The 25,642-nt window shown below is 49.6% G+C and carries 23 protein-coding genes and 1 other RNA gene; 5 read left to right on the forward strand and 19 right to left on the reverse strand.

All coding sequences use genetic code 11. From position 1 onward, the window contains the following. Window positions 1-8: 8 nt before the first annotated feature. The 6 genes from PanJK_RS12535 to PanJK_RS12560 form a co-directional block, all read right to left on the reverse strand. Window positions 9-326, reverse strand: a complete 318-nt coding sequence (locus PanJK_RS12535; RefSeq protein WP_265300061.1) for a type IV toxin-antitoxin system YeeU family antitoxin — start codon at window positions 324-326, stop codon at window positions 9-11. 12 nt (window positions 327-338) lie between these two features. Then, window positions 339-806: a RadC family protein gene (gene radC, locus PanJK_RS12540; protein ID WP_414858944.1), complete on the reverse strand. Its 468-nt coding sequence runs from the start codon at window positions 804-806 to the stop codon at window positions 339-341. 206 nt (window positions 807-1,012) lie between these two features. Further along, window positions 1,013-1,369, reverse strand: a complete 357-nt coding sequence (locus PanJK_RS12545) for a hypothetical protein (RefSeq protein ID WP_265300066.1) — start codon at window positions 1,367-1,369, stop codon at window positions 1,013-1,015. Window positions 1,370-1,660: 291 nt separating this feature from the next. Next, entirely contained in the window at window positions 1,661-2,359 is a 699-nt protein-coding gene (locus PanJK_RS12550; protein WP_265300068.1) for a WYL domain-containing protein, read from the reverse strand. Between the two features lie 720 nt (window positions 2,360-3,079). Beyond that, window positions 3,080-4,204 carry a hypothetical protein gene (locus PanJK_RS12555; RefSeq protein WP_265300070.1) on the reverse strand — a complete coding sequence of 375 codons (1,125 nt, stop codon included), beginning with the start codon at window positions 4,202-4,204 and terminating at the stop codon, window positions 3,080-3,082. Window positions 4,205-4,380: 176 nt separating this feature from the next. Continuing rightward, entirely contained in the window at window positions 4,381-4,602 is a 222-nt protein-coding gene (locus PanJK_RS12560; RefSeq protein ID WP_265300072.1) for an AlpA family transcriptional regulator, read from the reverse strand. 245 nt (window positions 4,603-4,847) lie between these two features. Between PanJK_RS12560 and PanJK_RS12565 the strand changes: the two genes are divergently transcribed. After that, complete coding sequence (locus tag PanJK_RS12565; protein WP_265300074.1) at window positions 4,848-5,552, forward strand: hypothetical protein; 705 nt, start codon at window positions 4,848-4,850, stop codon at window positions 5,550-5,552. A gap of 529 nt (window positions 5,553-6,081) precedes the next feature. Here PanJK_RS12565 and PanJK_RS12570 read toward each other — a convergent pair. The 9 genes from PanJK_RS12570 to smpB all read right to left on the reverse strand — a co-directional run bounded on the left by PanJK_RS12570 (window position 6,082) and on the right by smpB (window position 19,379). Then, window positions 6,082-7,179 (reverse strand): HNH endonuclease, encoded by a 1,098-nt coding sequence (locus tag PanJK_RS12570; RefSeq protein ID WP_265300076.1) that lies wholly within the window; start codon window positions 7,177-7,179, stop codon window positions 6,082-6,084. Further along, window positions 7,172-8,935, reverse strand: coding sequence for an AAA family ATPase (locus PanJK_RS12575; RefSeq protein WP_265300078.1), 1,764 nt, complete (start codon window positions 8,933-8,935; stop codon window positions 7,172-7,174). The genes PanJK_RS12570 and PanJK_RS12575 overlap by 8 nt, the downstream gene beginning before the upstream one ends. Further along, complete coding sequence (locus tag PanJK_RS12580; RefSeq protein WP_265300080.1) at window positions 8,935-10,866, reverse strand: restriction endonuclease subunit S; 1,932 nt, start codon at window positions 10,864-10,866, stop codon at window positions 8,935-8,937. The genes PanJK_RS12575 and PanJK_RS12580 overlap by 1 nt, the downstream gene beginning before the upstream one ends. Then, window positions 10,863-13,322: a type I restriction-modification system subunit M gene (locus PanJK_RS12585; RefSeq protein WP_265300082.1), complete on the reverse strand. Its 2,460-nt coding sequence runs from the start codon at window positions 13,320-13,322 to the stop codon at window positions 10,863-10,865. Before PanJK_RS12585 ends, PanJK_RS12580 begins: the two co-directional genes overlap by 4 nt. Window positions 13,323-13,341: 19 nt before the next feature. After that, window positions 13,342-16,071, reverse strand: a complete 2,730-nt coding sequence (locus tag PanJK_RS12590; RefSeq protein WP_265300084.1) for a DEAD/DEAH box helicase family protein — start codon at window positions 16,069-16,071, stop codon at window positions 13,342-13,344. Next, window positions 16,068-16,271: a helix-turn-helix domain-containing protein gene (locus PanJK_RS12595; protein ID WP_265300086.1), complete on the reverse strand. Its 204-nt coding sequence runs from the start codon at window positions 16,269-16,271 to the stop codon at window positions 16,068-16,070. Before PanJK_RS12595 ends, PanJK_RS12590 begins: the two co-directional genes overlap by 4 nt. 772 nt (window positions 16,272-17,043) lie before the next feature. Then, window positions 17,044-18,285, reverse strand: coding sequence for an integrase (locus tag PanJK_RS12600; protein ID WP_265300088.1), 1,242 nt, complete (start codon window positions 18,283-18,285; stop codon window positions 17,044-17,046). 204 nt (window positions 18,286-18,489) lie between these two features. Continuing rightward, window positions 18,490-18,852: a transfer-messenger RNA gene (gene ssrA, locus PanJK_RS12605) on the reverse strand. Window positions 18,853-18,896: 44 nt separating this feature from the next. Further along, complete coding sequence (gene smpB, locus PanJK_RS12610) at window positions 18,897-19,379, reverse strand: SsrA-binding protein SmpB (RefSeq protein WP_007886141.1); 483 nt, start codon at window positions 19,377-19,379, stop codon at window positions 18,897-18,899. Between the two features lie 159 nt (window positions 19,380-19,538). Here smpB and PanJK_RS12615 point away from each other — a divergent pair, with 159 nt between their 5' ends. Both PanJK_RS12615 and PanJK_RS12620 read left to right on the forward strand, forming a co-directional pair. Then, window positions 19,539-19,973, forward strand: a complete 435-nt coding sequence (locus tag PanJK_RS12615) for a type II toxin-antitoxin system RatA family toxin (RefSeq protein ID WP_008101549.1) — start codon at window positions 19,539-19,541, stop codon at window positions 19,971-19,973. Further along, window positions 19,966-20,256 (forward strand): RnfH family protein, encoded by a 291-nt coding sequence (locus PanJK_RS12620; protein WP_265300094.1) that lies wholly within the window; start codon window positions 19,966-19,968, stop codon window positions 20,254-20,256. The genes PanJK_RS12615 and PanJK_RS12620 overlap by 8 nt, the downstream gene beginning before the upstream one ends. A gap of 54 nt (window positions 20,257-20,310) precedes the next feature. Here PanJK_RS12620 and bamE read toward each other — a convergent pair whose 3' ends face one another. The 3 genes from bamE to nadK all read right to left on the reverse strand — a co-directional run bounded on the left by bamE (window position 20,311) and on the right by nadK (window position 23,471). Further along, window positions 20,311-20,658 (reverse strand): outer membrane protein assembly factor BamE, encoded by a 348-nt coding sequence (gene bamE / locus PanJK_RS12625; protein WP_061718027.1) that lies wholly within the window; start codon window positions 20,656-20,658, stop codon window positions 20,311-20,313. A gap of 187 nt (window positions 20,659-20,845) precedes the next feature. After that, the gene (gene recN, locus PanJK_RS12630; protein WP_265300097.1) at window positions 20,846-22,507 is read right to left on the reverse strand and encodes a DNA repair protein RecN; all 1,662 of its coding nucleotides are present in this window, start codon (window positions 22,505-22,507) and stop codon (window positions 20,846-20,848) included. Window positions 22,508-22,592: 85 nt separating this feature from the next. Next, window positions 22,593-23,471, reverse strand: a complete 879-nt coding sequence (gene nadK, locus PanJK_RS12635) for an NAD(+) kinase (protein ID WP_008101540.1) — start codon at window positions 23,469-23,471, stop codon at window positions 22,593-22,595. Between the two features lie 122 nt (window positions 23,472-23,593). On the opposite strand from nadK, the gene grpE reads away from it, so the two are divergent. Next, a complete protein-coding gene (gene grpE, locus PanJK_RS12640; protein WP_154155627.1) occupies window positions 23,594-24,172 on the forward strand; it encodes a nucleotide exchange factor GrpE in 579 nt (192 codons plus the stop codon). Between the two features lie 45 nt (window positions 24,173-24,217). On the opposite strand, the gene ung is transcribed toward grpE, so the two are convergent. Further along, a complete protein-coding gene (gene ung / locus PanJK_RS12645; RefSeq protein ID WP_265300101.1) occupies window positions 24,218-24,895 on the reverse strand; it encodes a uracil-DNA glycosylase in 678 nt (225 codons plus the stop codon). Window positions 24,896-25,160: 265 nt separating this feature from the next. Here ung and grcA point away from each other — a divergent pair, with 265 nt between their 5' ends. Further along, complete coding sequence (gene grcA / locus PanJK_RS12650; protein ID WP_008101535.1) at window positions 25,161-25,544, forward strand: autonomous glycyl radical cofactor GrcA; 384 nt, start codon at window positions 25,161-25,163, stop codon at window positions 25,542-25,544. The last annotated feature ends 98 nt before the right edge of the window (window positions 25,545-25,642 follow it).

Below are 25,642 nucleotides of genomic sequence, written 5' to 3' on the forward strand. Positions count from 1 at the left end.
AGAGGGAATTACCGAGGTGTCAGGTAAACTGCGATATAGACGTAGCCGTGCGAACCGAGCGTGTCGGCTTCACAGGTAAGGTTGTTGTGATAAATCGTGACGCAATGCTGCTGACGGGGATTAAGTTCACCGGTGGTTAGCAGATGTTCGAGCATGCTGATCATTTGCGGGAACGATTGATTGATACGGTCAATTTGTTCTTCGCTGAATTCACTGACTATTCCAGCCCGGTCAGCCAGAAAATGCAGCCGGTTGCCTTCCTGCACCAGCCGGGCACTGAAGCGCGGAGTGATGTTGCACTTCAGCCCCCATTCGCGGTCATTCATCATATCCCCCCGCTATAGCCAGTTGCGTTCAGCAAACGACACGATCTCTTTGCTACCGACGACGAGATGATCCAGCAGTCGCACTTCTACCAGCGCGAGCGCCTTCTTCAGACGTTCGGTGATATTCCTGTCGGCATCACTCGGTTCAGCAAAACCAGATGGATGGTTGTGGGCAAGGATCACCGCTGCCGCGTTATGCCGCAGCGCCGCTTTAACCACTTCGCGTGGATAAACCACCGTGCTGCTTATCGTGCCGTGAAAAAGCGTCTCATGTGCAAGCAGGCGGTTCTGATTATCGAGCAGCAGCACCATAAACAACTCCCGTTCCTGACTGGCTAATTGGAGTCGAATCCAGTCGCGGGAAAAGGGGGTTGAGGTAAATGCCACGCCAGGTTCACGTAGATGATTTTCCAGCAAGGCTAAAGCGCGTTTTATGGTGCGGTGAGATGTAAGTGAGAACGGTAATACGATATTTTCCATTTTTTCCATTCAATTAAAAAAAGCAGGCTGATAGCAGCCTGCACTGTCCGATTGGAGGGGGATTAAAAAATTTTAGTTGTGAATAATATGGTTAAAATCCCTTAAGGAGGGAAACCTTACGGATGGGAGGTTTATAACGGCTGTTAATACGTAGTATTAATATTCGCTATTTATTTGTTCAGGGTGAGCGTTAGAAATGATTTAAGTTACTTATAAGACTGTGACCAACTCCCACTGCTGGTCACAACCTCGACCATAGAGGCTTTACAAGGTCCAGAGAAATCCAGTGTTACCACTTCGCCATATTTCAGGCGCTTAGGTATTTTCGTCATCCCATTATTAAGCCCCTTAAAGCGCTGATTTTCCATCCTGCAGTTACCACGATTCACAATGATGTTTTTAATTTCAATATCATCGACCAGCGCGTATACACTTACGCTAGCATATGGAAGATTTATAAACTGATTTACCCGATTCTGGGTTTCAATCCGTATTTCAGGGTCTTCATCCTCACAGGCGCAAAGCAGAAGAATAGCCAGCACAAGCAGCATTTTATATTTCATTTTATAACCTCATCATGGTGAGAATGCGGTATTAAACCGCTCAGTGAAAAGTATTGTTTAAAAATCGCTCAACTCTGTGTGCAATTCCATATAGAAACATGATGCAAATGACCAGCGGCCACAGCAATGCGAGTCCCGCGGCTTCTGCGCGGGTGCTGCGGTCAAACCGCGTGTCATCGTTAGTTTTACGCGCGTTATGGTACAAAACGCCTCCGGGAATTAGCCATGTAAGACCGAGAATTAATAAATACATTGTGCCTCAGGATGATGTCATATGCGGCTCCATCTCGATCAAGCAGAGGGAGATGGAGGGGTGCCCGTCAGCACATTCCTGACGTATTGAAAATGTGGAAGTGAATTAATGAAGTCCGTATCGGTGAGCCGCTCATCGATGGAGCGCCTGCGCAGAAACTTTTGCTGAGTTAGTGACACGTTGGAGATGTTGCTTAGTACGCACACCTGAATCTGATGATCATGTTCACCCACCAGATACCAGCAGCTACCAAAGAAAACTAGCCGGTAAGGAGCAAACCAACGGTAATGTTGCCCAACGGTGGTGATATCCAACAGCACCCTGTTCACAATGGCCTGCGTAATGCGCCAGAAACTGCCTGGATGAGTAGACTTACGCTCCGGGGGCTCATGCCAGACGATAAATGGGGACTCGATGCTTTTATCCGTGAGTACTGAAATGAGCTTACTGTCCAAGACAGGAAACAGCTGATCAGTACTGGTAACGCGGGCAAAGTGCAATATATCCCTATCAGTGCGTACCCCTTCATTCACACTCGATAAAGACCACGCTCCCTGTCTGTAATCCAGTGCTAAGCAGCTCAGCCGTTCCCTGAAATCCCGTCTAAGCGTTCGTTCTGACACCATAAACTCCTGCGACAGCGCCTGCACTGACAGCTGCTCCCCCATAAACAACCGACTGATAATGAGTGCAAGCCTTGCGGCCATACGATCGTATTTTCTGTCTTCCGCAGACATGATAATTAATTTCCCTGGACTGAAGGACATAGAGTAGATATCTGCAACCCGATGACGGCTATATCAGCTGATTGCTCCGGCTGATGCCTCCTGAAATATACACTAGCAGACAGCTTTGCACGGTTGTGGCCGTCCGGTAGACAAGCGTCTTGTCATTTAATAACAAGCGGCCATACCGTGTCCGTTGATTGAATAAACAGAGCAATCTGCTGCTGTGATGAGCTTTAATAGTGAAACAAGAATTTAAAAATGAGGGGGTAATTAACGGTCTGAGCTGGCGTATGTAAGGATGCTTACACGGAAGTAATCTGCCGAGCTTCATAAGTGTTATATATGTCTGCGTTTTTTTTATTTGTTTAATTCTGAGGTTAAGCGGCAAAGGGATAGAGGTGGCCTTTATTTCGGAGCGATAATGATAGCATGCAGGTACTAGCTCAGTCCTCTTCAAGCAAATGTGTTGTAAGCTTTATGATTTTTACTCAATCTAATAATTTTTTGTAATGATGGTTTGCATTAGGCCAGCCCCAAACTTAGTTCAGCCTGGATGCCCCATTTCCTTTCTGCAGCTCAGGTAAAACCGGACGGGCTTTTAAGTCTGCGTATTCTGGGAAATGAGGATATCATATTCCTATTATGGAGGAGTATTTGTCTTGACTTTTCCATTTTTTTTAAAAATAAGGCCGCATTTACTGCGGCCATGAGTTGAAGTTTTCGAGCGTGTTAATACGTTGGTGGGTGGGTGAAAAAACGGTTGTACAGATTTCTTCTATCGCGCTCAGAACGCATGTTGACACGGAAATATTTTTCCATATATCGCGAGTGCGTCTTAGTAAAGCTATTAATTTGACCTTCAATGTCAGTGGCTCCGTTCGCCTCACGACAAACTAAATCGAGTTGCATCAGCTCGTCCAGAAATCCGTCTTCATCACCCTTCAGTAATGCATGAAAACATGAAGCGGCAATTAATTCTGCATTCAAGAAATCAGAGCAAATACGAGATGATTCAGAAATGGCTTTCACGGCGGCGCGTAACTCACCCAAATTCAGACGACTGAGCTCTCTTAGCAATAGCCCTATCAATGGCTGTGAAGTAGTGTTGATTGTCAGGTTTTTAGGTCGGTTTATGTCAGCAAATGGCATTTTTTTCACGCACCACAGGGCCTCTTTAACCGTCGTTTTACCAAATTTTTCCACTAATGCCTTCAGCAGGGTTTTGCTGATGCTAAAAGCGCTACCATGAGCTTTAATGCCATTGTACGGGTTTCCTTCCTGACATAAAGGGAGGCAGTCTTTAATCATTCGGTTGATCAGGCTGGGTGCAATCAAAATATTTTTTGCAGTATTTGCACCTCCTTTTGAGTTCGGGTAGCGATGACTTAACTCGAGAGGAAACCAGTGGATGAAACGTTTAATGCGCTCACCGTTTTCATCAGTAACAAACTCGCCATTAAACATATTGTAGGGTTTCTGATACTTAGACTTAATGAAATACAGCCCCATCATCTCACAAATATCATTCAAACCCGAAATACTGCCTAAACCTTTTGGATTGGCCTTTAGCATTGATTCAAGGCAAATCCACCATGAATGATTATGCAAATTCACGATGTCATTATCATCAATTATGCGCTTTGCCCTATTTCGACAATTAAAGTTGCAGAACTTATTGTTTCTTGATTGCGCAATGCTGATGCCGCAATGTTCACATGTTGCCGTTGCCTTTTCCTCTCTTTTTTTGATTTTAGCGAGCATCCCAGAATAATGCCTTGAGCATAAGCGATATCCCCTTTCTTCATCACTCTTTCCCATTACAGCGTTGCAGTTATCCCTTTTACAGATAGCCATTATCCACATTCCCCAGTTGGTAGGAAATAAACCAGTGCGTTTCAAAAATATATTGATATTACTACCCCATATCCTTAATTACGCAGAAATAAACTAGCCAAACCCAAGGTTGACCTAAAGGTTTAGATGTTGATTAACTCAATGGCGCGGTTAAATACAGTAAAGATTAAATCTGTTTATTCCGGCTTGTTGACACGTATGCAGGAATTTAATAACCACGCATCAATTTCGGACTCCACCCAGCCAACCGCTTGTCTCCCCATGCGTAGTTGCTTAGGAAAGTTTGCATCATAGCGAGGTGACTTCGGATTCAACCAATCGTAAATGGTTGATCGGCTGACGGAAATTTTGCACATAAGTTGTGTAAGGCGTAGTACTTTCACATTAGATACAGTCAATTTAGCTATTCCTCTTCAACTTCTTAGTTCGATATCCAAAGTGAGGTTTTTGCAGACTCAAGGCTATGCATCAAGGGTATGTAATTTTTTACACAGCACTAATTTTACTTAACATAATGATTTTAATGTTTTTTTAGTGGTTGGTGGTGAATGTGAAAAATCACTTGATTGGATTACAATGCTTCATCGACTTCAGATGCGAAATTTGATCTATGTGCAAATGTGATGAAATATTGTTCGAAAGATTGAGTGATCAGTTTGAGAACATTGTCAAAGAGTCAAAAACCTTTATCAAATCCGAAACGATTCACGAATTTCGTCGAGTTGCTCGTGAATATTCAATTGATGTTTATAACAGCGAACCATATTCAGATGAGTCGTTTGGTGATCAAGGTATTCGTTCTCATGCTTTAGTTGAGGCAAAAATTCATGGGGATTTTGATTCATTGTTAAAAAGCGCTTTTATCAGTGAGCAACTTGGTAAATATTATTTTGATAATTACGATGAACCTAATGAAAGCGTTTTACATTTGTTGGATGCATTGTTTTTGTTAAATTTATGGTTGGGTGTGAAAATTAAAGAAAGATATAGAGAGGAGAGTGTTGAGATTGAAGTTAATAGAAGGTTGAAGTCGAGAGAGGATGGTAGCGTTGGTGGTAAAGAACGGGCGAAAAAATTCTTGACGGTTAAGGTTGAACTCATTAGGTTGCTTTTCGAAAAAGTTCCGATTCAAAGGTGGGGGAGCGTTGGTGAAGCAATTTCGACAATTGAAGTTGAATTGTTTAATTTTATAGAAATTGAAGCTGGAAAGGGAAGGGATCCGAAAACCCGCGGTGAGGCTGACAACATACTTTTGCTCTGGGATAACCTCAGTGAAACCATAAATAGATGGGTGAAGGAAGATGAAGTTATTAACTCGGTTTTTTTTTATGCAGTTGTGAAGCATTGAGTGATTAAGGTCTGACTAGTAAATAGATGTTTTTATATATTCGTAGTTCTAACTTAATTCCCTTAGGTGGAATAACAGAGTGAATATTAATTGCTATTTTATTTAGCAGAGGGAATTTAACTTCAATTGGTTAGAGGAGTAGAGGATAACACCAATATGAAGCAAAGCATGGTGTTTAAACTCGGCGATGTTCTGATTAGCGCGACTACAAAACCAAACCAGCTACTCGTTGAGTGAAACGGAAGTTCGAGATGGTACAGTCTCTAACGGTTTCCCCCGTCATCCATATAGTAGTTGCCGACATTTTCAGCGAATACGGCCAGTTCTGCATCCTCAGTTCATTTGCCCGCATGTTAACGTAGCAGTAGTACAACATCATTCTTAGGCGGGCCGGTAATCCCCCTACTTTTGACACCGCTGATAAGTAGAATCAATTAAGCGCTGAGTATTAAACTGGCTATCCAACGCGAGGGGACACATCAGCCTCAAGCGGGGGCTATATAACTTGTCTTGGGCTTCGCTTCCGTCACTAGAGACCTAACTCGCTGTGCCACGCTGCCAGGCGAGAAGGTTCCTGCAATGCAAGAGCCAAAGTCTGATGCACTTCATGATGAGGTTCGCTATGCACCAGATCTGCCTGCCATTGCTGTACGTAGGACTGAATATCGGCCACGCTATGCCGCGCTTGTGCATTTTGGAGCCGGCGCTGTTCTCTACGCCTAAGTACATCCTGATGCTTGGCATATTCCGCTTTAAACTCCCGCGTCCACCGAGTGCTCAGGTTGAGCAGCTCGTCGAGTTTGACTGATTTGGACTGATCTGCAGGGGTGAGGGACGAGCACTGCACAGACAGATCCGCCAGGACGTACTCAAGGTGTAGCGCGCCATTACCTGGACGCAAGTATGGGTGAAACCAATCGGCAAAGCTGCCGTTGGAATGCACAGGTTTGTATCCTTTGTTTGGAGCTTCGTTGCAAGTACTGCAAATCAGCGCGAGATTTTCAGCACATACGCTTAATAGCGGAAACTTGCTCTTGATAATCCAATGATCAACGTGGGGTGTGTCGCCAAGCGGGCCGCCGCATAGCACGCAAACCTCTCGAGCATCAAGAACTGGATTCAGACGATGCGCATTGCGGAAAGCTTCCACATAGTCAGCGTATTTAACGCCATCAACAGCGGTGGGGGTGCCATCAGGCTGGTATGGCAAGCCACTACGAAATCCTTTTTCGTAAAAGGCTTCCATCAATGTTTTGAATGCTTTCCAATCCGAAGCGCTAGTAACAGGACAATTAATCGGCCACAGGGTTGGTGCTGGCTGAAACTGGGTTGCAAGCGCAGAGACTGACTGTATCCAAGTCATCAACACCGTCTTCTGTGCAACGGGCATTACAGCAACCGTTTGTGCACGGCTTAAAAGTGTTTGACCTGCTTCAATGCTCTGAAGAAAGTCCCACACCCAATTAGCCTCAATATTGCTGGCCAACACCGGTGGCTGCAAACCTTGCTGGTTAATGTGGGCATATGTGATCGCTGGATTACACAACCACAGCGCAAAACGCTGCATCAACTGCTGACAGGCAAATAGCGCTGGCGAACAGGCTACTCGATTGATAGGTTTAAGCATTGCTACCTCGCCATATATTCAGCAAAGTGCGCAATTCACTGCGATAAAAACCTGAACCCATTCGGGCGATCAGGCTTTCCAGATCGGCGATTTCTGCTGGTGTGCCGGTCGTTTGGCGCAGCTTTTTTTCAATGAACTCCTGGGCGCGCTTGCCAATACTGTCATCTGCACCGAACACTGTCATCATTAACGCGCTGGGGTCAGTGGCGAATGTCGGTTCGTCCACGTTGCGCACGGTGGAGCCATCCGCTGTTTTTTGTATCATCACGATTTCGTTGTTGAACACATCCGAGAGCACGATGGCGGAATGGGTGGAAATCAACACATCGTTACTGGTCTTGCCAATCGCATCGTCGATGATGTCAACAATCTCACGCTTCCATTTGTCATTAAAATGGGTTTCGGGCTCATCGAGAAGTAGTAGGGAGTCCTGCTGGCCTTCCAGCAGGTGGAACAGCGCCATACGACCCAACACCATTTGCTCACCGTCTGAAAGCTCCTCGTAGCGCAATATGCCAATGTCAACCGAGTCGGAATCGGTACCTTCGTCAGGTGCAGGGGTTCGGCGCAAACGCAACAGCACATCATCAAACATGCCAGCCTGATTCAGCTCCAACAAACGGGTGAAAAGCTCAAAGCTGCTCACATCCTTGGCGCCACCGAGTAAAGCCCACAGCGCTTCACCCTGGCTGGTGCAGGTTTGTAACTCATTGCGGGCGGGTGACAAAAACGAGATGCCTTGCGCGTTTAAGGAGCCTTTGAAATCGAACCACAGGATACGACGCGGTTCCGACGGATGTGGCTCAGCGACAACTTCACTGGCACACAACCACCAATCATGGGCGGTTTCACACAGCTTCTGATCCCATTGAGCCACTTGTAAACGCGAACGGAATGCGACAGAAACCAAGTGGTGCCATCCACCCCGCTCCAGCAGCTTTTGCAATGAATTTTTGTTATCGGCTCGCCCTGTTTGGTCTTTTGCTTCAACCAAGGCCTGTGGTAAAGCCACAGCCAGCAACGCACATTTCAGCAATGTGGCGTCAAGCAAAACTGGGCGGCGGAAGCTGTCCATCTCGCCAGGATTTGCATTCTGGGACTGCCGCTGGATATTCCCGCCCGCCTGTTGCCCTGCTTGAAAGGCATTTTCCTGAGCTACGGTCCAGCCTGCGGGGCGTTCGTCACTTTGGGTATCATCGTTGCTATCCTGTAAACCCTCTGCGCGCTGATTGCGATTCCACACCGAACGCCAAGGGCGCAAGTCTCCGGTAGTGTAGGCTAGAACTGCGGAAGGTAAGGCAATGCTGTGCGGTGTCACCGCACCTGTGGGCCATTCACCTTTATGCACAAGAGGTCGAAACTCCGAAGAAATATCGCTGGATTCGACTGAAAAATGCGCAAGCATTTGCTCGAATTGATCCGCCGTCAAGTTGTCTGGGAAGTAAAATTTGTCGGCAATCCACAGACTCGCGGACTGGCGGTCTCCGAGCCAGTCCACGAACAATGTTCGCGCGTTAGATGCGCCGCGATTCCCAAGTTCATATACCAGTTGCACAGGGAAAAGGGTTCGCTGTCCATCTGCTAATGCTAGGAAAACCTCGGCGACAGCCCGCAGTAGGTTGGACTTACCACTGCCATTCACACCGACGACGAAACGAATGGCGCAATCGCGCGCCAGCGGCGAGCCGCTGGCGAAACACACCTTAATGTCAGAGATCGGCGGGTAGTTTTGAAGACGTAAGTAACGAAGGCGCATTAAACAGACTCCAAATCAACTTGCCGCGCCTCTACCTTAAGCGCGCTGGCGATGTCTTCTTTTAGATCATTGAGCGAGGCGTAATGCTTACCCAAGTCCACAAAGTGAGTGAAGTCTTTTCCGTCTTCATCTTTGACAGCGATAACTTGGAACATCCCGCTTGCTCCAGCGTGTGCAGAGGTCTCATAGTCCAGTTGGACCTCAAAAAGGTAGTGATGCTGGTCAACACTGGACGACAACGTTTTACGCAGAGTCTGCAAATCAGCCATGCGTGTGAACTCTTCCGGGCGCAAGGGGCGGAAGGCTTTAAGATAATCCAGCTCGCCGCTTTCCAAGTATTGCTTGGGCAAGGTGATTTTGGCGATCAAGCCCAGTGAAGCCAATTGGCTCAATGAGCGGCGGACGCGATTACCGTGCGACTGGCCAAATACTTGTAGACGTTCCGTCACAGTCGCGTGATCACAAAATCGAGAAAAGACCTCTGGATCTTCAACCAACAAGGGTTGGCCACTCTCCAGGCAATAATCTGTAAAGGCAGTCAACACCTGGCGTTGGAACTCATTGAGCTCGCTGAGCAACCAATGGCGCTCGGGGTGGGTGATGGAATCGGTTTGTATCGAGGAAGTGACGACTACATTGGTATTCAATGTAGTCTTAGCGCCTCGCTCACGGAGCAAGGTAGCGCGCGCGCGCGATCCTTCCACGATCTCGTCGGCGTGCTGTTCACGCCAAACAGCGGTTGCTTCTCCCGTCAGTGCATCTATCCGCAACACTTCCAACATTGCCGTCAGCTGTTCTCTGGCGTCACGCGACTGCTTGAACAAGTCCAGCAGACCTGTTAGGCGCCTAGAAAACTCTTGCTGCAGTGGTACAGGTGGTTTCGAAAGTTGTATGCCACGAACGATGTCTAGATTCAAGTTCTCTTGCTGGCCACCACGTCCGAGAGCTCGTACGGATTCATAGGAAAGTTGCAGCCAAATCCATAGATAGTCTGGAAGTAATTCTTCGCTTGGCAATAGTGCTGCACATGCCTGATTGCACGCAGCTTCGATCAACAATTTTCCTGTGCGCCCCCGAGTTTGTCCCTGGCCATACATTGCTAACATGACTGTCTGTTTGGGATATAGCTTGGCGTTGCTTCGCTGAATGCCAAGCTCCGATACCCGCTCCTCCGTCGTGTCGATTAAGCCATCTTTGAGGTCCGTTGACTTCACCCAAGCGTGGGCACTTCCATAGCTGTCAGCTTGTGCTCGTGATGGTGTACCACCCGTCGCGACGGTAACAAATTTGCCGAGCCTGACGATCGGCCAACGCGAATTAAATTTCGGGTTTGGATCTCCAAACATTTCAACGAACAACTGCCGCTTGACCCTAACAAGTAGCTCATCAAACTGCCCCCTGCACCTCTCCACCACCTCGGCCTGCTGCAGCACATCAACAATGCGCTGTTGTTCGAGGAGTGTGGGGAGTGGGATTTTTACTCGTGAAAGAAAATCAGGAGGAACCCGTTGCAAGCCTCCTGTGCCTACAAACGCGGATGCTGCCCGCTCTCGAAAAGCCTTCTGCCGAATAAAGCTGAAAATGTATTCCGGAAGAACAACGTTGTTCGAACGCAACACATGGAATTCTGTTGAGCCAAAACCAAGACCATTATTCAGGTTGCGAGCTATGGCAGCCTTTCCGTTTTCCATGCAAGGCGTGACCTTTGCGAAAAGCACATCATGGTCACGAAAACTTGTGTAGCCTTTTGCCACCTCTGCGAACATGCGAGTTTCTGCTTTGTCTATCACACCGCGATGTTCATCGACAGCAGACATCGGTACAAAAGTTACGGTTGTATCGTCCTCTGGCCGCTGATGTGCAAGGAGACGAGGGTTCAATTCGCAAACATCGGTTAGCCGAGCTTGCACCCAAGTTTCTGGCAACTTCATTCCCGCCCCTCCACCATCGCCAGCAATTTATCCAAGCCTTTGATAATCTCTTGTTCGGTAGTTTTAAGCGCGCCGATCAATTCGGCCACGCTCTGGTCGCTCTTGAGCTGGGTGAAGTCGAATGGTTTGTACTGGCCAGCGGAGAGGTTCCAGTCCCGAGCCTCGATGCAGTCCGAATCTAGCAATCCACCTTTCAGTACACCTTTTTCGGCATAGAGCCCATCGGCCAGCATCGCTTCCACGTAAGAAGGCCGCACTAATCCTTCTGCATCGTGTGAGCCTACGAGCTGGCCATCTGTACTTTGCCACTCATCGTTACGCGCCCAAGCCCGCACGGGGACGACCCAATGCTTGGCAGCTTTGAGCTCGGTAGCTTGATCAATAGCTAGGCTACGTAGGGTTACGTCAAAGCCGTCGAGCTTAGCCATTTCGCGAGCGATGCCTTCCAGTGCAGCGTTTAAGTCGGCCACCGGCTCATAGGTGCTGAACTGTACCGTGGGCGCTTGCATAACTGCCTGCTGGTGGTAGGACAAGCCGGCGTTGAGCGCATCCTTGACCATACCTTTCCACAGCTGTAACGCGGACCCATCTTCCGCTTCAAAAAAGCGCTGCACATAGCGTGCGGCACGGTTGAATTCTTGCTGCGGTACTCTGATGGCTTTTCTCCATTCCGCCAGCGCCTTGTCGCTATCCATTTGTTCAGCTGTAGTGGCCTTGTCTTTCCACTTGGCCCACACAGGCTGGGTGGGGGCTGCGAAGAACTGGATCACCAAATCGTTGAGTGTCCGGCTGGCTTCGTTGCGCACCTGGTTTTCTGCTTCTTTAGGGTCAGCAGGAAGTTCGGGAAACAGCTCGTGTATGCCCCATACCTGACCGTCCCACATACTGGTGTCGGGCAAGGTAGAGAAAGCTTCACCTGCGGGTGTGAGTTTATCGGCAGTGTCACGCAGTAGGGCCTGGCGCCAGCGTTCGGTAAAAAAACTAGGTTGCAGCAAGGTCTTTTCATGGCTTTGCGCGCCACTGCGACCATCCTCGATCCAAGCTTTAAACTTGATGAGCGCATCCCATAGGTCGTTTTGTTGGCCTGGCCGTGGATTGCGCTTGGCATCTTTTGAGTAGCCGTCTTCCTCCACTTCATAGAACCAAACGTGTTCGGTAAGTGGCGCGGCGTTGCTGGGCAAGTTTTGCTTGTTGTCACGCCGAGTGACTTTTCTGAAGATCAGGATGGAGGTCTTGACTCCGGTGTACGGTTGAAAAACACCGCCGGGAAGGGAAATTACCCCTTCTACCATATGCTCGACCAGCAACTCACGGCGTAAACGCACGTGGGCATCGGTATTGCCGAATAAAACACCCTCGGGGATGATAACAGCACAGCGCCCGCCAATATCGAGTAAGTCGAGCATCAACCACAGAAAGAGCAGTTCGCTCTTGTTGGTGATTGATTCATCCTTTTTCTTACCACCACCGCCCACGCGTGGGAACAGTATGGTGTCAGGCTCCAGATCGCCGCTGTCGACTGTTCCGGTAAAGGGGGGGTTAGCCAGCACGAATTGATAGCTACCAGGCTCAAGCAGTTCTTTAAGCTTGGCTTTTCCTTCGCGTCTGCTGAGGGAGTCGCCCTGTAGCAAGTGCGGGTCGGTCACGTCATGTAGCACCAAGTTCATCCAGCCGATGCGGGCCATGGTGCGGTCGTTATCGAGACCGACGAAGTAGGCACCATTGTGGATGGCGGCATATTGCTCTGGTGTGGCGGCGGCACCATCTGTGCGATGCGGGGTGCCGTCCCATTCCAACACGAGATTGTCTTGCGCGGAGAATTTACGCATTAAGTGCTGCTGGGTGCTAAACAGAAAACCACCGGTGCCGGCGGCGGGGTCTATTACGCTTTGGCCTGGCTCAGGGTCGAGTAGCTCAACCATGAAACGGATCAAATGTCGCGGTGTGCGGAACTGGCCGTTCTTACCTGCCGTGGCTACTTCGCTAAGCAGGTATTCAAAGGTGTCGCCCATGATGTCTTGGGCGGCTGAGCCTTCACCCGCTCTGGCGAAGAGTTGATCGATGGCATCAATCGCGTCACTCAGCACTTTGCCTTTGTTGGGGTCTAGCTGGAAGTAGGCATCAGCCATGCGGTTATTGAGGCTAGCTAGCTCTGTACCGCCGGTGCTGGCGCTGCTGAAGTGTTTATCGAGCTCCCGTAACCACGGGAAAACCACGTCAATCAAATGGGCAGGATTGGTCTTTTCTTGGCGGATGTAGCTCCACTTGCAGGACTTATAGCCCTCATAGATCGAGGAAAGGCCGCGTTGCTGGCGCTTGAGATCGATGTCTTCCAGTTGTTTAAGGAAAAGCAGATAGGTAATTTGCTCAACTGCCACCAAGGGGTTGGTGAGGCCAGCCGCCCAAAAACGGTTCCAAAGTTCATCAACTTTTTTCTTAATATGAGGTGCAAGCATTCAGGGTGTCCTTCATAAATCAGGCTGCGTCGTCCAACAGTTGGTTGGCGAGGTTGATTAGTTCGTCGATGTCCTGCGGCGGAAATAGCGTTTCCACTCGGCCAACACGTGAGAGCGGTGGTTCGCTGAGTGCTGCATGGGTAATGCTCCCGTGGCGCAGCACGGCGGCCTTTACAGCGCGCAGGAAATTAAGTTGATTGGCTCGCAAATAGCCGTGAGCGGCAATGAATGCTTCAAAAGCGGCATTGATGCGCTGCTCGCGGTTAGGCAGTTGCGCACCATCACAAAGTATGTGGCGTAAAAAATCAGCTAGCGATGCAACTGGGGCTTCAAAAGCTTTGCGCAAGGTGTCTTCGGTAACGAATAGATCAGCCTGGTTCAATGTTTTACTGATTTGGTCCAATTCCTCGTCATCCAGATGCTCGCCTTGTTTGAGTTTGGCTAGTTCTGGTAGCTGGCCCGCCAGCCGGCGTACCAACGCTTCCACCTGTTCACGATAACTTTCCGCGAAAGCTCCTTCGCCGGTGGGACCATAAATTATCCAGCTACGTTGCGTAATGCTATCAGGTAGATTGATTTCGACCGTGCGGCTAGGTATGGAAGTGCGGTAGCGCATCAAAGGTGAGAACACAGATTGCAGCATGCTCAGACGTGCCGTATCTAGGTGCTGCCAAAAACCAGTAGATTGCACCCAAACTCGTTGTTCAGACACACGCTGCACTTCCGGGATATTGTCGGCCAAGCTAAACACAGCCTCTTGGATGCGTTCCTGCACTTTGGTTTGTTCGAGAGCATCGCCCTTTAGACAGGCCACAGTAAGACGCTCACACCAGATACGGAACTGCAATTCTTCCAAACTCACCAACAGTGCAAAACGCATCAATGGCGCGATAGTCTTAGATAGATGCTCCAATGCACTTTGACTGGGCTCTGGCCATTGTCGCAACAGCTTGTCGAGGTCATCCCAATGTGGCCGCACGTTGATGCTGTACCGAGGTAAAGCATCCAGCATAGCCAGCAAAGCGGCTATGGCCGTTTGTGTATCTTGCTGCTGGGAGTGCAGAAGCAGCCACTTTTCCAAACGTAGACGGAACAGACGCACTGGCAGCGGCTCACTCGGATACTCCACTTCACCATCGGGTTTGAGCTTGAAGTAGGCGAAGTTTTTCCAATGATCAATGATAAGAAAATCCTTCTTGACCTCACCTGTTGACTTGTCGATATGTAGTCTTGTGCCACGCCCGATCATTTGCCAGAACTTGACCTTACTGAATACAGGCTTGGCAAAGACCAAGTTTTGAATAGCTGGAACGTCCACCCCGGTATCAAGCATATCCACCGAGATGACCACACGCGGCATGGTACGGTATTTGAAATCGTCCAACGTGGCATCAGCACGTTCCATGTGACTGTCAATGATTTCGGCCATGCCCTGGCGTTGCAGTTCTGGATACAGGCGATTAAAGCCTTCGTAAAGTCTTTTGGCATGAGCGTGACTGACGACGAAGATGATAGATTTGTGCGGCAGGCCGCGAACATCTTTGCGACTTTTGTCCATAAACTCTTTCACCATGGCATCGTTGGTTCCTTGATTGATGATGCCTTTTTCGATTTCGCTGCCATCGAAATTTAGCTCATCAAGATCTACGCCTTGATCACGTGCCATTTGCTTCAAGGGCTCTGGTAGTACGTCCCCCTGAATACCTTGAAGCTGAAAGTTGGTTTGTGCGTCAAGCACACGATAATTCACTAAATTCTGATCAGCGATGGCCTGTTCGTAACTATAGTAATAGCTGGGTGCACCGTCGCCGCAATCGAATAGTTCAAATGTGTTATGGTCGATATAATCGGTTGGGGTTGCGGTTAGCCCGAGCTGTATCGCATCAAAATGATCAAAAATTGCCTTGTAGCGCTGGTAGATGGAACGGTGACTTTCATCGGCTACGATCAGGTCGTAATAACCGACTGACAGGCGCGAATACACCTGCATCATGCTTGGGTAGGTGGAAAACTGGATGCGAGCTCCAGAGGTTTCGCCAGATTCGATGCGAGCCAAGCTTTCATTGGGCAGATATGATTTGAACTCCGACATAGCCTGACGCACCAATTCCCGCCTGTCTGCCAGGAACAACACTCGCTGCACGCGCTTGGAGCGCAGCAAGGTATCAACCAGGGCAATCGTCGTTCGCGTTTTTCCCGTACCAGTGGCCATCACCAATAAGAACTTGCGTTTGGCGGTATCTACGCCTTCAGTGACGCGACGAATAGCCTCGTTTTGATAGTCGCGTCCGGCTATGTCAGCATTGATAGTTACATTGTCCACGGGCTCGGCGAATTGATGCTGGTGTCGTAGGCGCTCCAAATCATCTCGGGTATAAAAACCGGAGATCTTGCGAGGGGCGTAACGAGCACGATCCCAAAATTGGATTTCTTTGCCATTGGTGAGGAAAATAAACGGCTCGCTGCCAAATTGGATTTTGATCGCATCCGCGTAATCTGCAGCTTGGCGCTTTCCTGCAAGTTCATCGCGAGATGATCGTTTAGCTTCGACTACAGCAATTGGTGTGCCGTCTGAGCCGAGCAAAATGTAATCCGCAAATTGGTGGTCGTTATCGGTACTCTCGGGCTCCACCGTTTTGAGCAGAAATTCCTCTATAAGGGTACGCCGACTTCGTGACCAGCCAGAACGAGCGAGCTGCGAATCAATAATCTCGGTGCGAGTCTGTGCTTCGTCACGGTTTGAAGTCATTCTGTGCTACCTTCCTCAGTAGGCTCATCCGCCCCTCCTGCTCGCACCCATTCGTCCACTTCAGACAGCTGAAACTTCCACAGTCGGCCAATTTTATGGGCGGGTAGTCCCTTGCGTTCGCGCCAGCGGTAGACAGTATCTTTGACAACCCCCAAGTGTTGGGCAACGTCGAGGGCGGTGACCCAGGGTTCGGTGGTCATAACAGTGGCACCCTTCAAAAAAGACTATAGTCGTTTAAAGTAATTAATAGTCTACTCAATCAACCCTTAAAAGACTATGCAAAATTAGCGGGTACTTGACTGCTCTCAATTCACTGGTGCGAACTCGAGTTCTCGGTCTGTCGTTCGAGCAGCATGATGATCTAACCCATTCTTGATGGACACCTCGTTAAGTGAGTAAAACCACTTGCAGAAGTGGATCATAGGTAAAGCAACAACTGAACAGAAAAAGCCCACTCCCTTTACTCTCGGCAATACAAACAACTGTCTTTAGCCACTCATTACGAAGCTTGGCTATTCACCCTCAACAGTGAGAGTACCGTTTTAGGAGCACTGCGGGGCGCTACTTGGGGGGATTGCGTGGACGCCGAAACGGGATGACGCGCTGATGGACTGGAACCAGACGTTGAGACCACGCTGTGATCGCTAAGTGCTGTTCAGGCTTGCTCGATTTTAGTCGTCAACGCTCGGGCGTTGGCATTATTGCGGAAGGATAGCTCGTTTAACTGCCGTTCAAGTTCACTAGCATTGTTGCACTACCGCTCAGAGATTACTTCCAGATCGAAGATCGATTTTTGTGCCTACAGCCATGTCGTCATTTATTTCTGCTGCTCCATATCCCATCAGTTGAGAGATTTTATGCTAATTAGCTTGACTCCAAAAACTGTTAACTCCTGCTCTTGGCACTTACGGGGCTGAAATTTAATGCCTCATTCAGTACAGTACTAAAGTAGGAACTGTCACTAGTTATCCGTCACACCGCTAAACGTATTCCTTTCATACCTCCCTCAATCATACTTCCGCGATCAGCAGCCATAACGAAATCAGACCACCATTGCATCATTGGGCGACGTTGCTCGAGATAGTCACTGCGATTGTAAGCGCGACGTACTTCATTTTTGTCCACATGAGCCAGCGCAGCTTCAATAACATCAGGCGGAAAACCTTGCTCGTTGAGGGCTGTACTGGCAATAGATCGCAAACCGTGTGAAACGAGCACCCCACCAAAACCTGCGCGTTTTAGCGATGCGTTTACGGTCTGACTGTTCATCGGCTGGTTTGGCTTGATGCGACTGGGAAAGATAAATTCTCGATTTCCACTTAACGGCTTCATCATCTCCAGTATCGCTATTGCTTCATCTGACAATGGAACAGTATGGTCACGGTTCATTTTCATTCGTGATGCGGGAATCTTCCACTCTTGCGCTTCTATGTCTACCTCTTCCCAGCGAGCTTCAGCAGCTTCGGCAGGGCGGGTAATAGTAAGAAGTTGCCACATGAACAGACATCGTGTTGAAAGGCTAATGCTGGCCGTTCGCATTGTCTGCATTAACTGAGGCAACTGATCGGGACGAATGCTGGGCATGTTCTTTTTCTGAGGTTTCTCAAAGGCTTTACCTATATTAACGCTGGGAACAGCATCAATCAGCCCTGTGTTTTGGGCATAGATCATGACCTCATTAATGCGTTGGCACAGGCGACGAACGGTTTCCAGTGCTCCTCTGGCCTGAACCGGTTGCACGGCCTGAACCAAAGTATGAGCTTTAATATCTGTAACGCTGACGTCACCAATTGCAGGAAAGACATCTCTTTCCAAAGATCGCCAAATGTCCTCTGCATAGTCCTCGGTCACACTGGCTTTCTTCACATTCCACCAACGTTCAGCCACGAGTTGGAAAGTATTAGTTTTGGCTTCAAGCGAACTGCGCAGTTGTTCTTGCTGATGTTCCCGGGGATCGATTTGTTTCGCCAAGAGTGAGCGAGACTCTGCCCGATAGCTTCGAGCATCGGCAAGCGTAACTGCCGGGTAGGGGCCTATGCTCTTCTTCGCACGTTTCTTGGTGACAGGGCGAATGTAGCGAAATTGCCAGATTTTACTTCCGCTGGATTTGATCAGTAGCTCAAGGCCATCGCCATCATAGAGCACATAGTCCGCTTCCTTGGGTTTGGCAGATTCGATTTCCTTAACGGATAGAGGTTTGGTTTGTCTTGCCATTACCGGGTTTCCATAGTTTTAGGCACCTCAAAAACAATAAAGCTTTATGAGGTGCCTAACAAGGTGCCTAAAAGGTTCGGATTTAATTAGTTTAGTTCGGACTTCGCGGGACAAATTGAGGGCACAAAAAAGCCCGCAGGGCTTGCGCCATGCGGGCTCTTAGGACTTCATCGGATGACTCTGGTAATCACCGATGGAGAATTTTGGTGGAGCTGGCGGGAGTTGAACCCGCGTCCGAAATTACTACACCGTCGGCACTACATGCTTAGTCAGTCTTTACATTCGCCGGCCAGCTGCGGACAGACACGCCACTGACAAACTAGCCTGATTAGATTTAGTGCTTCAACCCCAGGCAAGGCATCCACACGATCTCTTTTGGGTTTGACCTCTCTTGATCCCCGTCTTAAGAGCGGAAGCTAGGGAGAGAGGGCTTCAAAGCAGGTTATTAAGCTGCTAAAGCGTAGTTTTCGTCGTTTGCGACTATTTTTTTGCGGCTTTTTACGAGGCAAACCGCCCCTCGGCATGCTCCTAAGGCTTCACAATCCCGTCGAGTCCAGAATCAGCCCCAAGAAATTTCAATACTACAGATAAGTGGCGTCAAGATCCAGCGCTTAACGCTTTGAATTCTTCATAATACGCGCTTTATCCATCTTCCATTCGCGCTCTTTAACGTCGTCACGCTTGTCGTGCTCTTTCTTACCGCGTGCCACCCCGATTTTCAGTTTGGCCCAGGCATTTTTCCAGTACATCGACAGTGCAACCACGGTAAAGCCTTCACGGTTAACGCGGCCATACAGCGAATCGAGTTCGCGTTGTTTTAGCAGCAGCTTGCGGCTTCGGGTGGGGTCACACACCACATGCGTTGAAGCCACCGCTAGCGGCTGGAAAGTGGAGCCGAACAGGTAAGCTTCACCATCACGCAGCAGAATGTAGCTATCGCTGATGTTTGCCTTACCGGCACGCAGTGATTTGACTTCCCATCCTTGTAACGACATACCCGCCTCGAACTCTTCTTCAATGAAGTATTCATGACGTGCGCGTTTATTGAGGGCAATAGTGGCTGAACCGGGTTTGTTAACTTTTTTCTTTGTCATAGTGCGGCGTAGTCTACATCACTCAGTTTATGGGCGCATCCCCTGTCCTGCAGGGCGGTAAAAAACACTCCATTTTAGCACAGCAAGCAAAGCCGTGAATTTTTGTTTGGTGACCGAAAATGGTATTATTCAATGGTTTTGTGATGAACAGGAACCATTATGGCCCAGATTAGTCGTTCAGCGCTGGTCCCCTATAGCGCTGAGCAGATGTACCGTCTTGTGAATGACGTGGATGCTTATCCTCAGTTTCTGCCGGGCTGCACCGGCAGTCGCGTGCTGGATAACAGCGGAGATCAAATGACCGCGGCCGTTGATGTCTCGAAAGCCGGCATCAGTAAAACTTTCACCACGCGCAATACGCTGATCAGCAACCAAAGCATATTGATGCAGTTGGTTGATGGCCCGTTTCGTAAATTGACAGGCGGCTGGCATTTCACCTCATTGGGTGATGATGCCTGCAAAGTTGAGTTGAACCTCGATTTTGAGTTCACCAATATGCTGGTAGAAATGGCGTTCGGCCGCATCTTTAAAGAGCTGGCGAACAGCATGGTGCAGGCATTCAGCCAGCGCGCGAAAGAGGTTTATCGTGCCTGATATCAGCGTGGAAGTGGTTTACGCACTGCCCGATAAGCAGTATTTGCGTGCCGTCATGCTTCAGGAAGGCGCAACAGTTGAGCAAGCGATCAAGGCGTCGGGTTTGCTGTCACTGCGTAAAGATATTGACCTGAACTCGAATAAGGTCGGGATTTATAGCCGCCCGGTAAAATTGGCTGATGTCGTGCAGGATGGTGATCGCATTGAGATTTATCGTCCGCTGATAGCCGATCCGAAAGAGTTGCGGCGTCAACGCGCAGAGCGTTCAGCTGAAAAGAAATAGTCAGAAAGTAAAAACAAAAAAAGGCGCTTAAGCGCCTTTTTTATTGCCGTTCACTTAGCCTTCTTTGCCAGTGAGCTTCGGCTTGTTGTCGATGTTGGTCAACGTTCCATTGCTGTCAAAGGTCAGCGTCAGGGTTTGCTGTTTCACACTTTCATGACCTGGTTCCTGGCGGAACACGTAATACCAAACGTTGCTGCCAAATGGATCGCGCATCATCGGCGTACCGAGCGTGTAGGCAACCTGCTGCTGCGTCATGCCGTTATGAATCTTCGACACATCGTTGGCGACCAGGTAATTCCCCTGATTGATATCCGGACGATACACAACGCGCTCAAGGGTGGAACATCCAGCGGTCATCATCAACATTACTACTGCCGCGGCAGTCAGCGTTTTACAGCGCATCTATACATTCCTTTTCTGGGGCCAAACGCCTTTCAGCAGGCTATTTTTTTGCCATCAAATTCTGAACTCTGCCTGCGGCAGGCTTTATTACTCAGACGACATAACTGCCGATGATAATAAACCTTTTCGCTATTTGAAACCTCTACAGAGCAAGCATATGACCACCAGCCAGGAAAAAAGTGCGGTATCAGGCGGCTAAAAGTTCTTTAGCGTTGGCCAGCGTGTTGCGCGTCACCTCGCTGCCGCCCAGTAAACGCGCCAACTCTTGCAGACGCGCGCGTTTATCCAGCGGCTGCATATGGGTTTCTGTCATCGCGCCATCCGTCTCTTTGCTGACGTAGAAGTGCTGATGACCGCAGCCAGCAACCTGCGGAAGGTGTGTCACACACATCACCTGGGTTGACTCGCCCAGTTGACGCAGCATTTGGCCTACCACTGCGGCGGTTGGGCCGCTGATACCGACATCCACTTCATCGAAGATCATCGCTGGCGTTTCCATTTTCTGTGCAGTGATCACCTGAATCGCCAGCGCAATACGCGACAGCTCACCGCCGGATGCTACTTTACCCAGCGGCTGGAGCGGTTGGCCTGGGTTAGTCGTGACACGGAAATCAATACGCGTTGCGCCATCTGCGGTAAGTTGATCGGCATTGAACTCCAGCACAATTGCAAACTGGCCGTGCGGCATCGCCAGCGTGCGCATGCTTTGCGTAATCAGCTGGCTCAACTCTTGAGCAGAGTGTTCACGCAATTGATGCAGATTTTCAGCACTTGCTAGCGCGGCTTTATGGTGCGCGACGACTTCAGATTGCAGGGTTTCCTGATCGCTCTCTTGCTGCGAAAGCAGTTCTGCTTCATCCAGCAGCTGCTGATAAAGCACCGGCAAGGTTTCAGGTGAGACATGATGCTTACGCGCCAGCGCGATCTGCCGTGACAGACGTTGCTCCAGCTCATGCAGGCGATTGGGATCGAGATCCAGACGTTCACAGTAGTGACGCAATTCATCGCTGGCTTCGCTGAGCTGAATTGCGGCTTCTTCCAGCAGATTGAACACGCCGCTGACTTTATTATCCAACGTCACCAGTTCACCCAGCATGTGACGGGCGCTATACAGCAGGCTCTGCAGGTTGGTGTCATCACCATCGGCGAGAATTTGCAATGCTTGCTGGCTGGTGGACAGCAACTGGCCGCTGTTCGCCAAACGTTTGTACTCTTCATCAATCTGTTCAAATTCGCCCAGCTGCGGGGCAAATTCATTGAGTTCTTTCAACTGATATTGCAGCAGCTCGCGACGTGATTCACGCTCTTGCGAGAGCTGCTGATGCTGCGCCAGCGCGCGACAACTCTGATGCCAGCGCTGATAGTGCTGGCGCATGTCAGACAGCAAATGATCGTGGGCTGCATAAGCATCCAGCAGATGTTTTTGGTGATCGGATTTGAGCAACAGCTGATGGGCATGCTGGCCGTGAATCTGAATCAATAATTGACCGAGTTCACGCAGCTGCGACAGCGGCACCGACGTGCCGTTGATAAAGCCACGCGAACGACCATCCGCGCTAATAACACGACGCAGAAGACACTCATTGCCTTCATCCAGCTGATTCTCCACCAGCCAGCGCTGTGCGGAAGGCGAAGCTTTGAGTTGGAAGCGGGCGCAGATATCCGCGCGACTGGCACCCTGACGCACCATATCTGCTTCAGCGCGTCCGCCTAAACACAGGCCTAGCGCATCGATGGCGATAGATTTACCTGCGCCGGTTTCACCCGTGATCGCGGTCATACCACGATGAAAGTCGATCTCCAGTTCACGAACGATAGCAAAGTTACTGATGGTCAGTTGTGCCAGCATAGAATCACCTGTATGTAAAAACAGATATGGTTTTACATACAGTATATCCTGGTTTTTTATACAGTAAAGTAGTCAGTGCTGATTTTCAGAACAATTTTTTAGACCAACCCAACTTTGAACTTAAGGTATTAAAATAGTTGTAATTTTTTGGATGGATTAGATTGAGGTGATTAGCGCTGCGGCGAATCAGAACGTCTTCACCTTCCTGAATCGGCAAGGCAATCTGGCTGTCACAGCTGATCTCCAGATCGCTGCGCAGGGAAGAAAAACGCAGGCGGATGGTGCTGCTGCTATTGATCACCAGCGGACGCGCTGAGAGCGTATGCGGGAACATCGGGACCAGCGTAATGGCATCCAGTGACGGCGTCAGAATGGGACCGCCCGCCGAGAGCGAGTAGGCGGTTGAACCGGTTGGCGTGGAGATAATTAAACCATCGGAGCGCTGTGAAAAGGCAAACACCTCATCAATATAGACTTCGAATTCAATCATGTGCGCGACTTTACCGGGATGCAGCACCACTTCATTGATGGCGCTACCAATACGCGGCGAGCAATCTTCTTTGCACACCTGCGCCTCGAGCAAGAAGCGACTTTCGACGAAGTAATCGCCCTGCAGCACATCGTCCAGCTGCTGCTGCGCGTTGTCCGGATCGAGATCGGTCAGAAAACCGAGATTGCCACGGTTAATGCCAATGACTTTGATGTCATAGCGCGCCAGCACGCGGGCAGCACCCAGCATGTTGCCATCGCCACCTACTACAACCGCTAAATCAGCGCGTTGACCAATATCCGCAAGGCTGCCGGTTTCGGCATTTTTCAAATCCAGTTCGCGCGCAATCTGCTGCTCGACAATCACCTCATAACCCTTTGCCGTTAGCCAGCGCCAGAGCATTTCATGGGTGGTTAACGCAGTAGGATGGCGCGGATGGCCGACAATCCCGATGCAGTTAAAGTGTTTGTTCATTTAGCGCGAGTTCCTTATAAGCCAAAACGGCCAGGCAATGTGATGGGTTTACTTGAAACCGTCAAACTGATCCCCATAATAAGCCAACCAGCGAGATGAATGTGCAAAACGCGGAGAAATTCATGAGTAGTAAAGAACAGAACACCCCAAACGAGCAAGTCTCAGACGAAATTCAACAGGATCAGCAGCACGTGGACGCAGAGACAACCGCTGAGGTGGATCCGCGTGATGAGCGTATCGCGCAACTGGAAGCCGAGTTAGCCGTGTCGCAAACCGGCGTGCGTGATGCTCAGCTGCGTGCGCAGGCGGAAATCGAGAATATCCGTCGTCGTACTGAAATGGATGTGGAAAAGGCGCATAAATTTGCGCTGGAAAAATTTGCCAACGAGCTGCTGCCAGTGATCGATAGCCTGGAGCGCGCGTTGGAAGTCGCAAACAAAGATAACGCTGAACTGGCTTCAATGATTGAAGGTATCGAGCTGACGCTGAAGTCGCTGCTGGGCGCGGTGCGTAAGTTTGGCGTGGAAGTGGTTGGCGAAACCAATGTGCCATTCAATCCAGAGATCCATCAGGCGATGTCGATGATGGAATCAGAAGAGATGGCACCCAATCACGTGCTGATGGTGATGCAGCGCGGTTACACCCTCAACGGTCGCCTGCTGCGTCCGGCGATGGTGGCAGTGACCAAAGCCAAAGGCTAATCCGTCGCTATCATAACAACGGCCGCTTAATGCGGCCGTTTGTTTTTAAGGCAGCACCGGCATCCAATCGATGGGTGACTGGCCTGATTGGTTCAGCAGCGCATTCGCCTTTGAGAAGTGTTTGCTGCCAAAAAAGCCGCGATGCGCGGAGAGCGGGGAAGGGTGCGGCGCTTTCAATACATGATGGCGTTGCGTATCAATGATGCTGCCTTTCTTCTGCGCATGCGAACCCCACAGCAAGAAAATCACCCCTTCGCGATGCTGATTGATGGCGCTAATGACGTTATCAGTGAAAGTTTCCCAGCCGAAGCGCGCGTGCGAATGGGCCTTGCTGGCTTCCACCGTTAACACGGTGTTCAACAGCATCACGCCTTGCGTTGCCCAGCTTTCAAGAAAACCGTGCGTAGGGCGCACAAAGCCTGGTATATCCTGCTCCAGCTCTTTGTACATATTCAGTAATGACGGCGGGATCGCCACGCCGGGCAGCACAGAAAAGGCCAGACCATGCGCCTGATTTGGGCCGTGATAAGGATCCTGGCCCAAAATCACTACTTTGATATCGCCCAGTTCGGTCAGCCGGAAGGCATTAAACACATCCTTCTGCGGCGGATACACCGTTACGCCAGCAGCGCGTTCATTGGCCACCGCTTTCAGCGTTTCCACGAAGTAAGGTTTCTCTTTCTCTTCAGCCAGCACGTCGTGCCAGGTCAGCTTCTCAGCCATCATTGACTCCCTGCAAAATAGTGCGCCTAGCTTAACGTGTCGGACTCAACAGCAGAAGGGTAAAAATAATTTGAATATTTACGTAAAAAGTTATCGAGTGAAGTTGTTATGAATCATGTTGTTAGGTTTTCAGCTTGCAATAGTGACTGGACGAAATTGATACAGGTCAAAACGGCGGGTTTCTTGCAGTGATATACCACAGCATTCCAAAACCTTATGAACCTCGCTGTCCGGTTGCGACAGCGTAAAGCCCTGGAGACCTACTATGATTACCGGTATTCAAATTACTCAGGCAAATAATCCACAGCTGTTGAACTCATTCTGGCTGCTGGACGATGATAAAGCCGAAGCGCGCTGCCTGTGCGCCAAAGGGGATTTCGCGGAAGATCAGGTTGTTGCTATCAGCGACCTCGGCGAAATCGCTTACCGTGAAATTCCACTTGAGCAGAAGCCGCAGGTGCGCATCGAAGGTGGTCAGCATCTGAACGTCAACGTGCTGCGTCGCGAAACGCTGGAAGATGCCGTCAATCATCCGGAAAAATATCCGCAGTTGACCATTCGCGTATCTGGCTATGCCGTGCGCTTTAACGCGCTGACGCCAGAGCAGCAGCGTGACGTGATTACACGTACATTCACCGAAAGCCTGTAATTGCAGCGCTGACGAAAAGACACACAGCAATACAAGCCGCGCCAATGTTGATTGGCGCGGCTTTTTTTATAGGCCGAGTTTAAAAGAAGGCTGCTTGA

Source organism: Pantoea sp. JK (genome assembly GCF_026130245.1).
GTDB classification, from domain to species: domain Bacteria; phylum Pseudomonadota; class Gammaproteobacteria; order Enterobacterales; family Enterobacteriaceae; genus Pantoea; species Pantoea trifolii.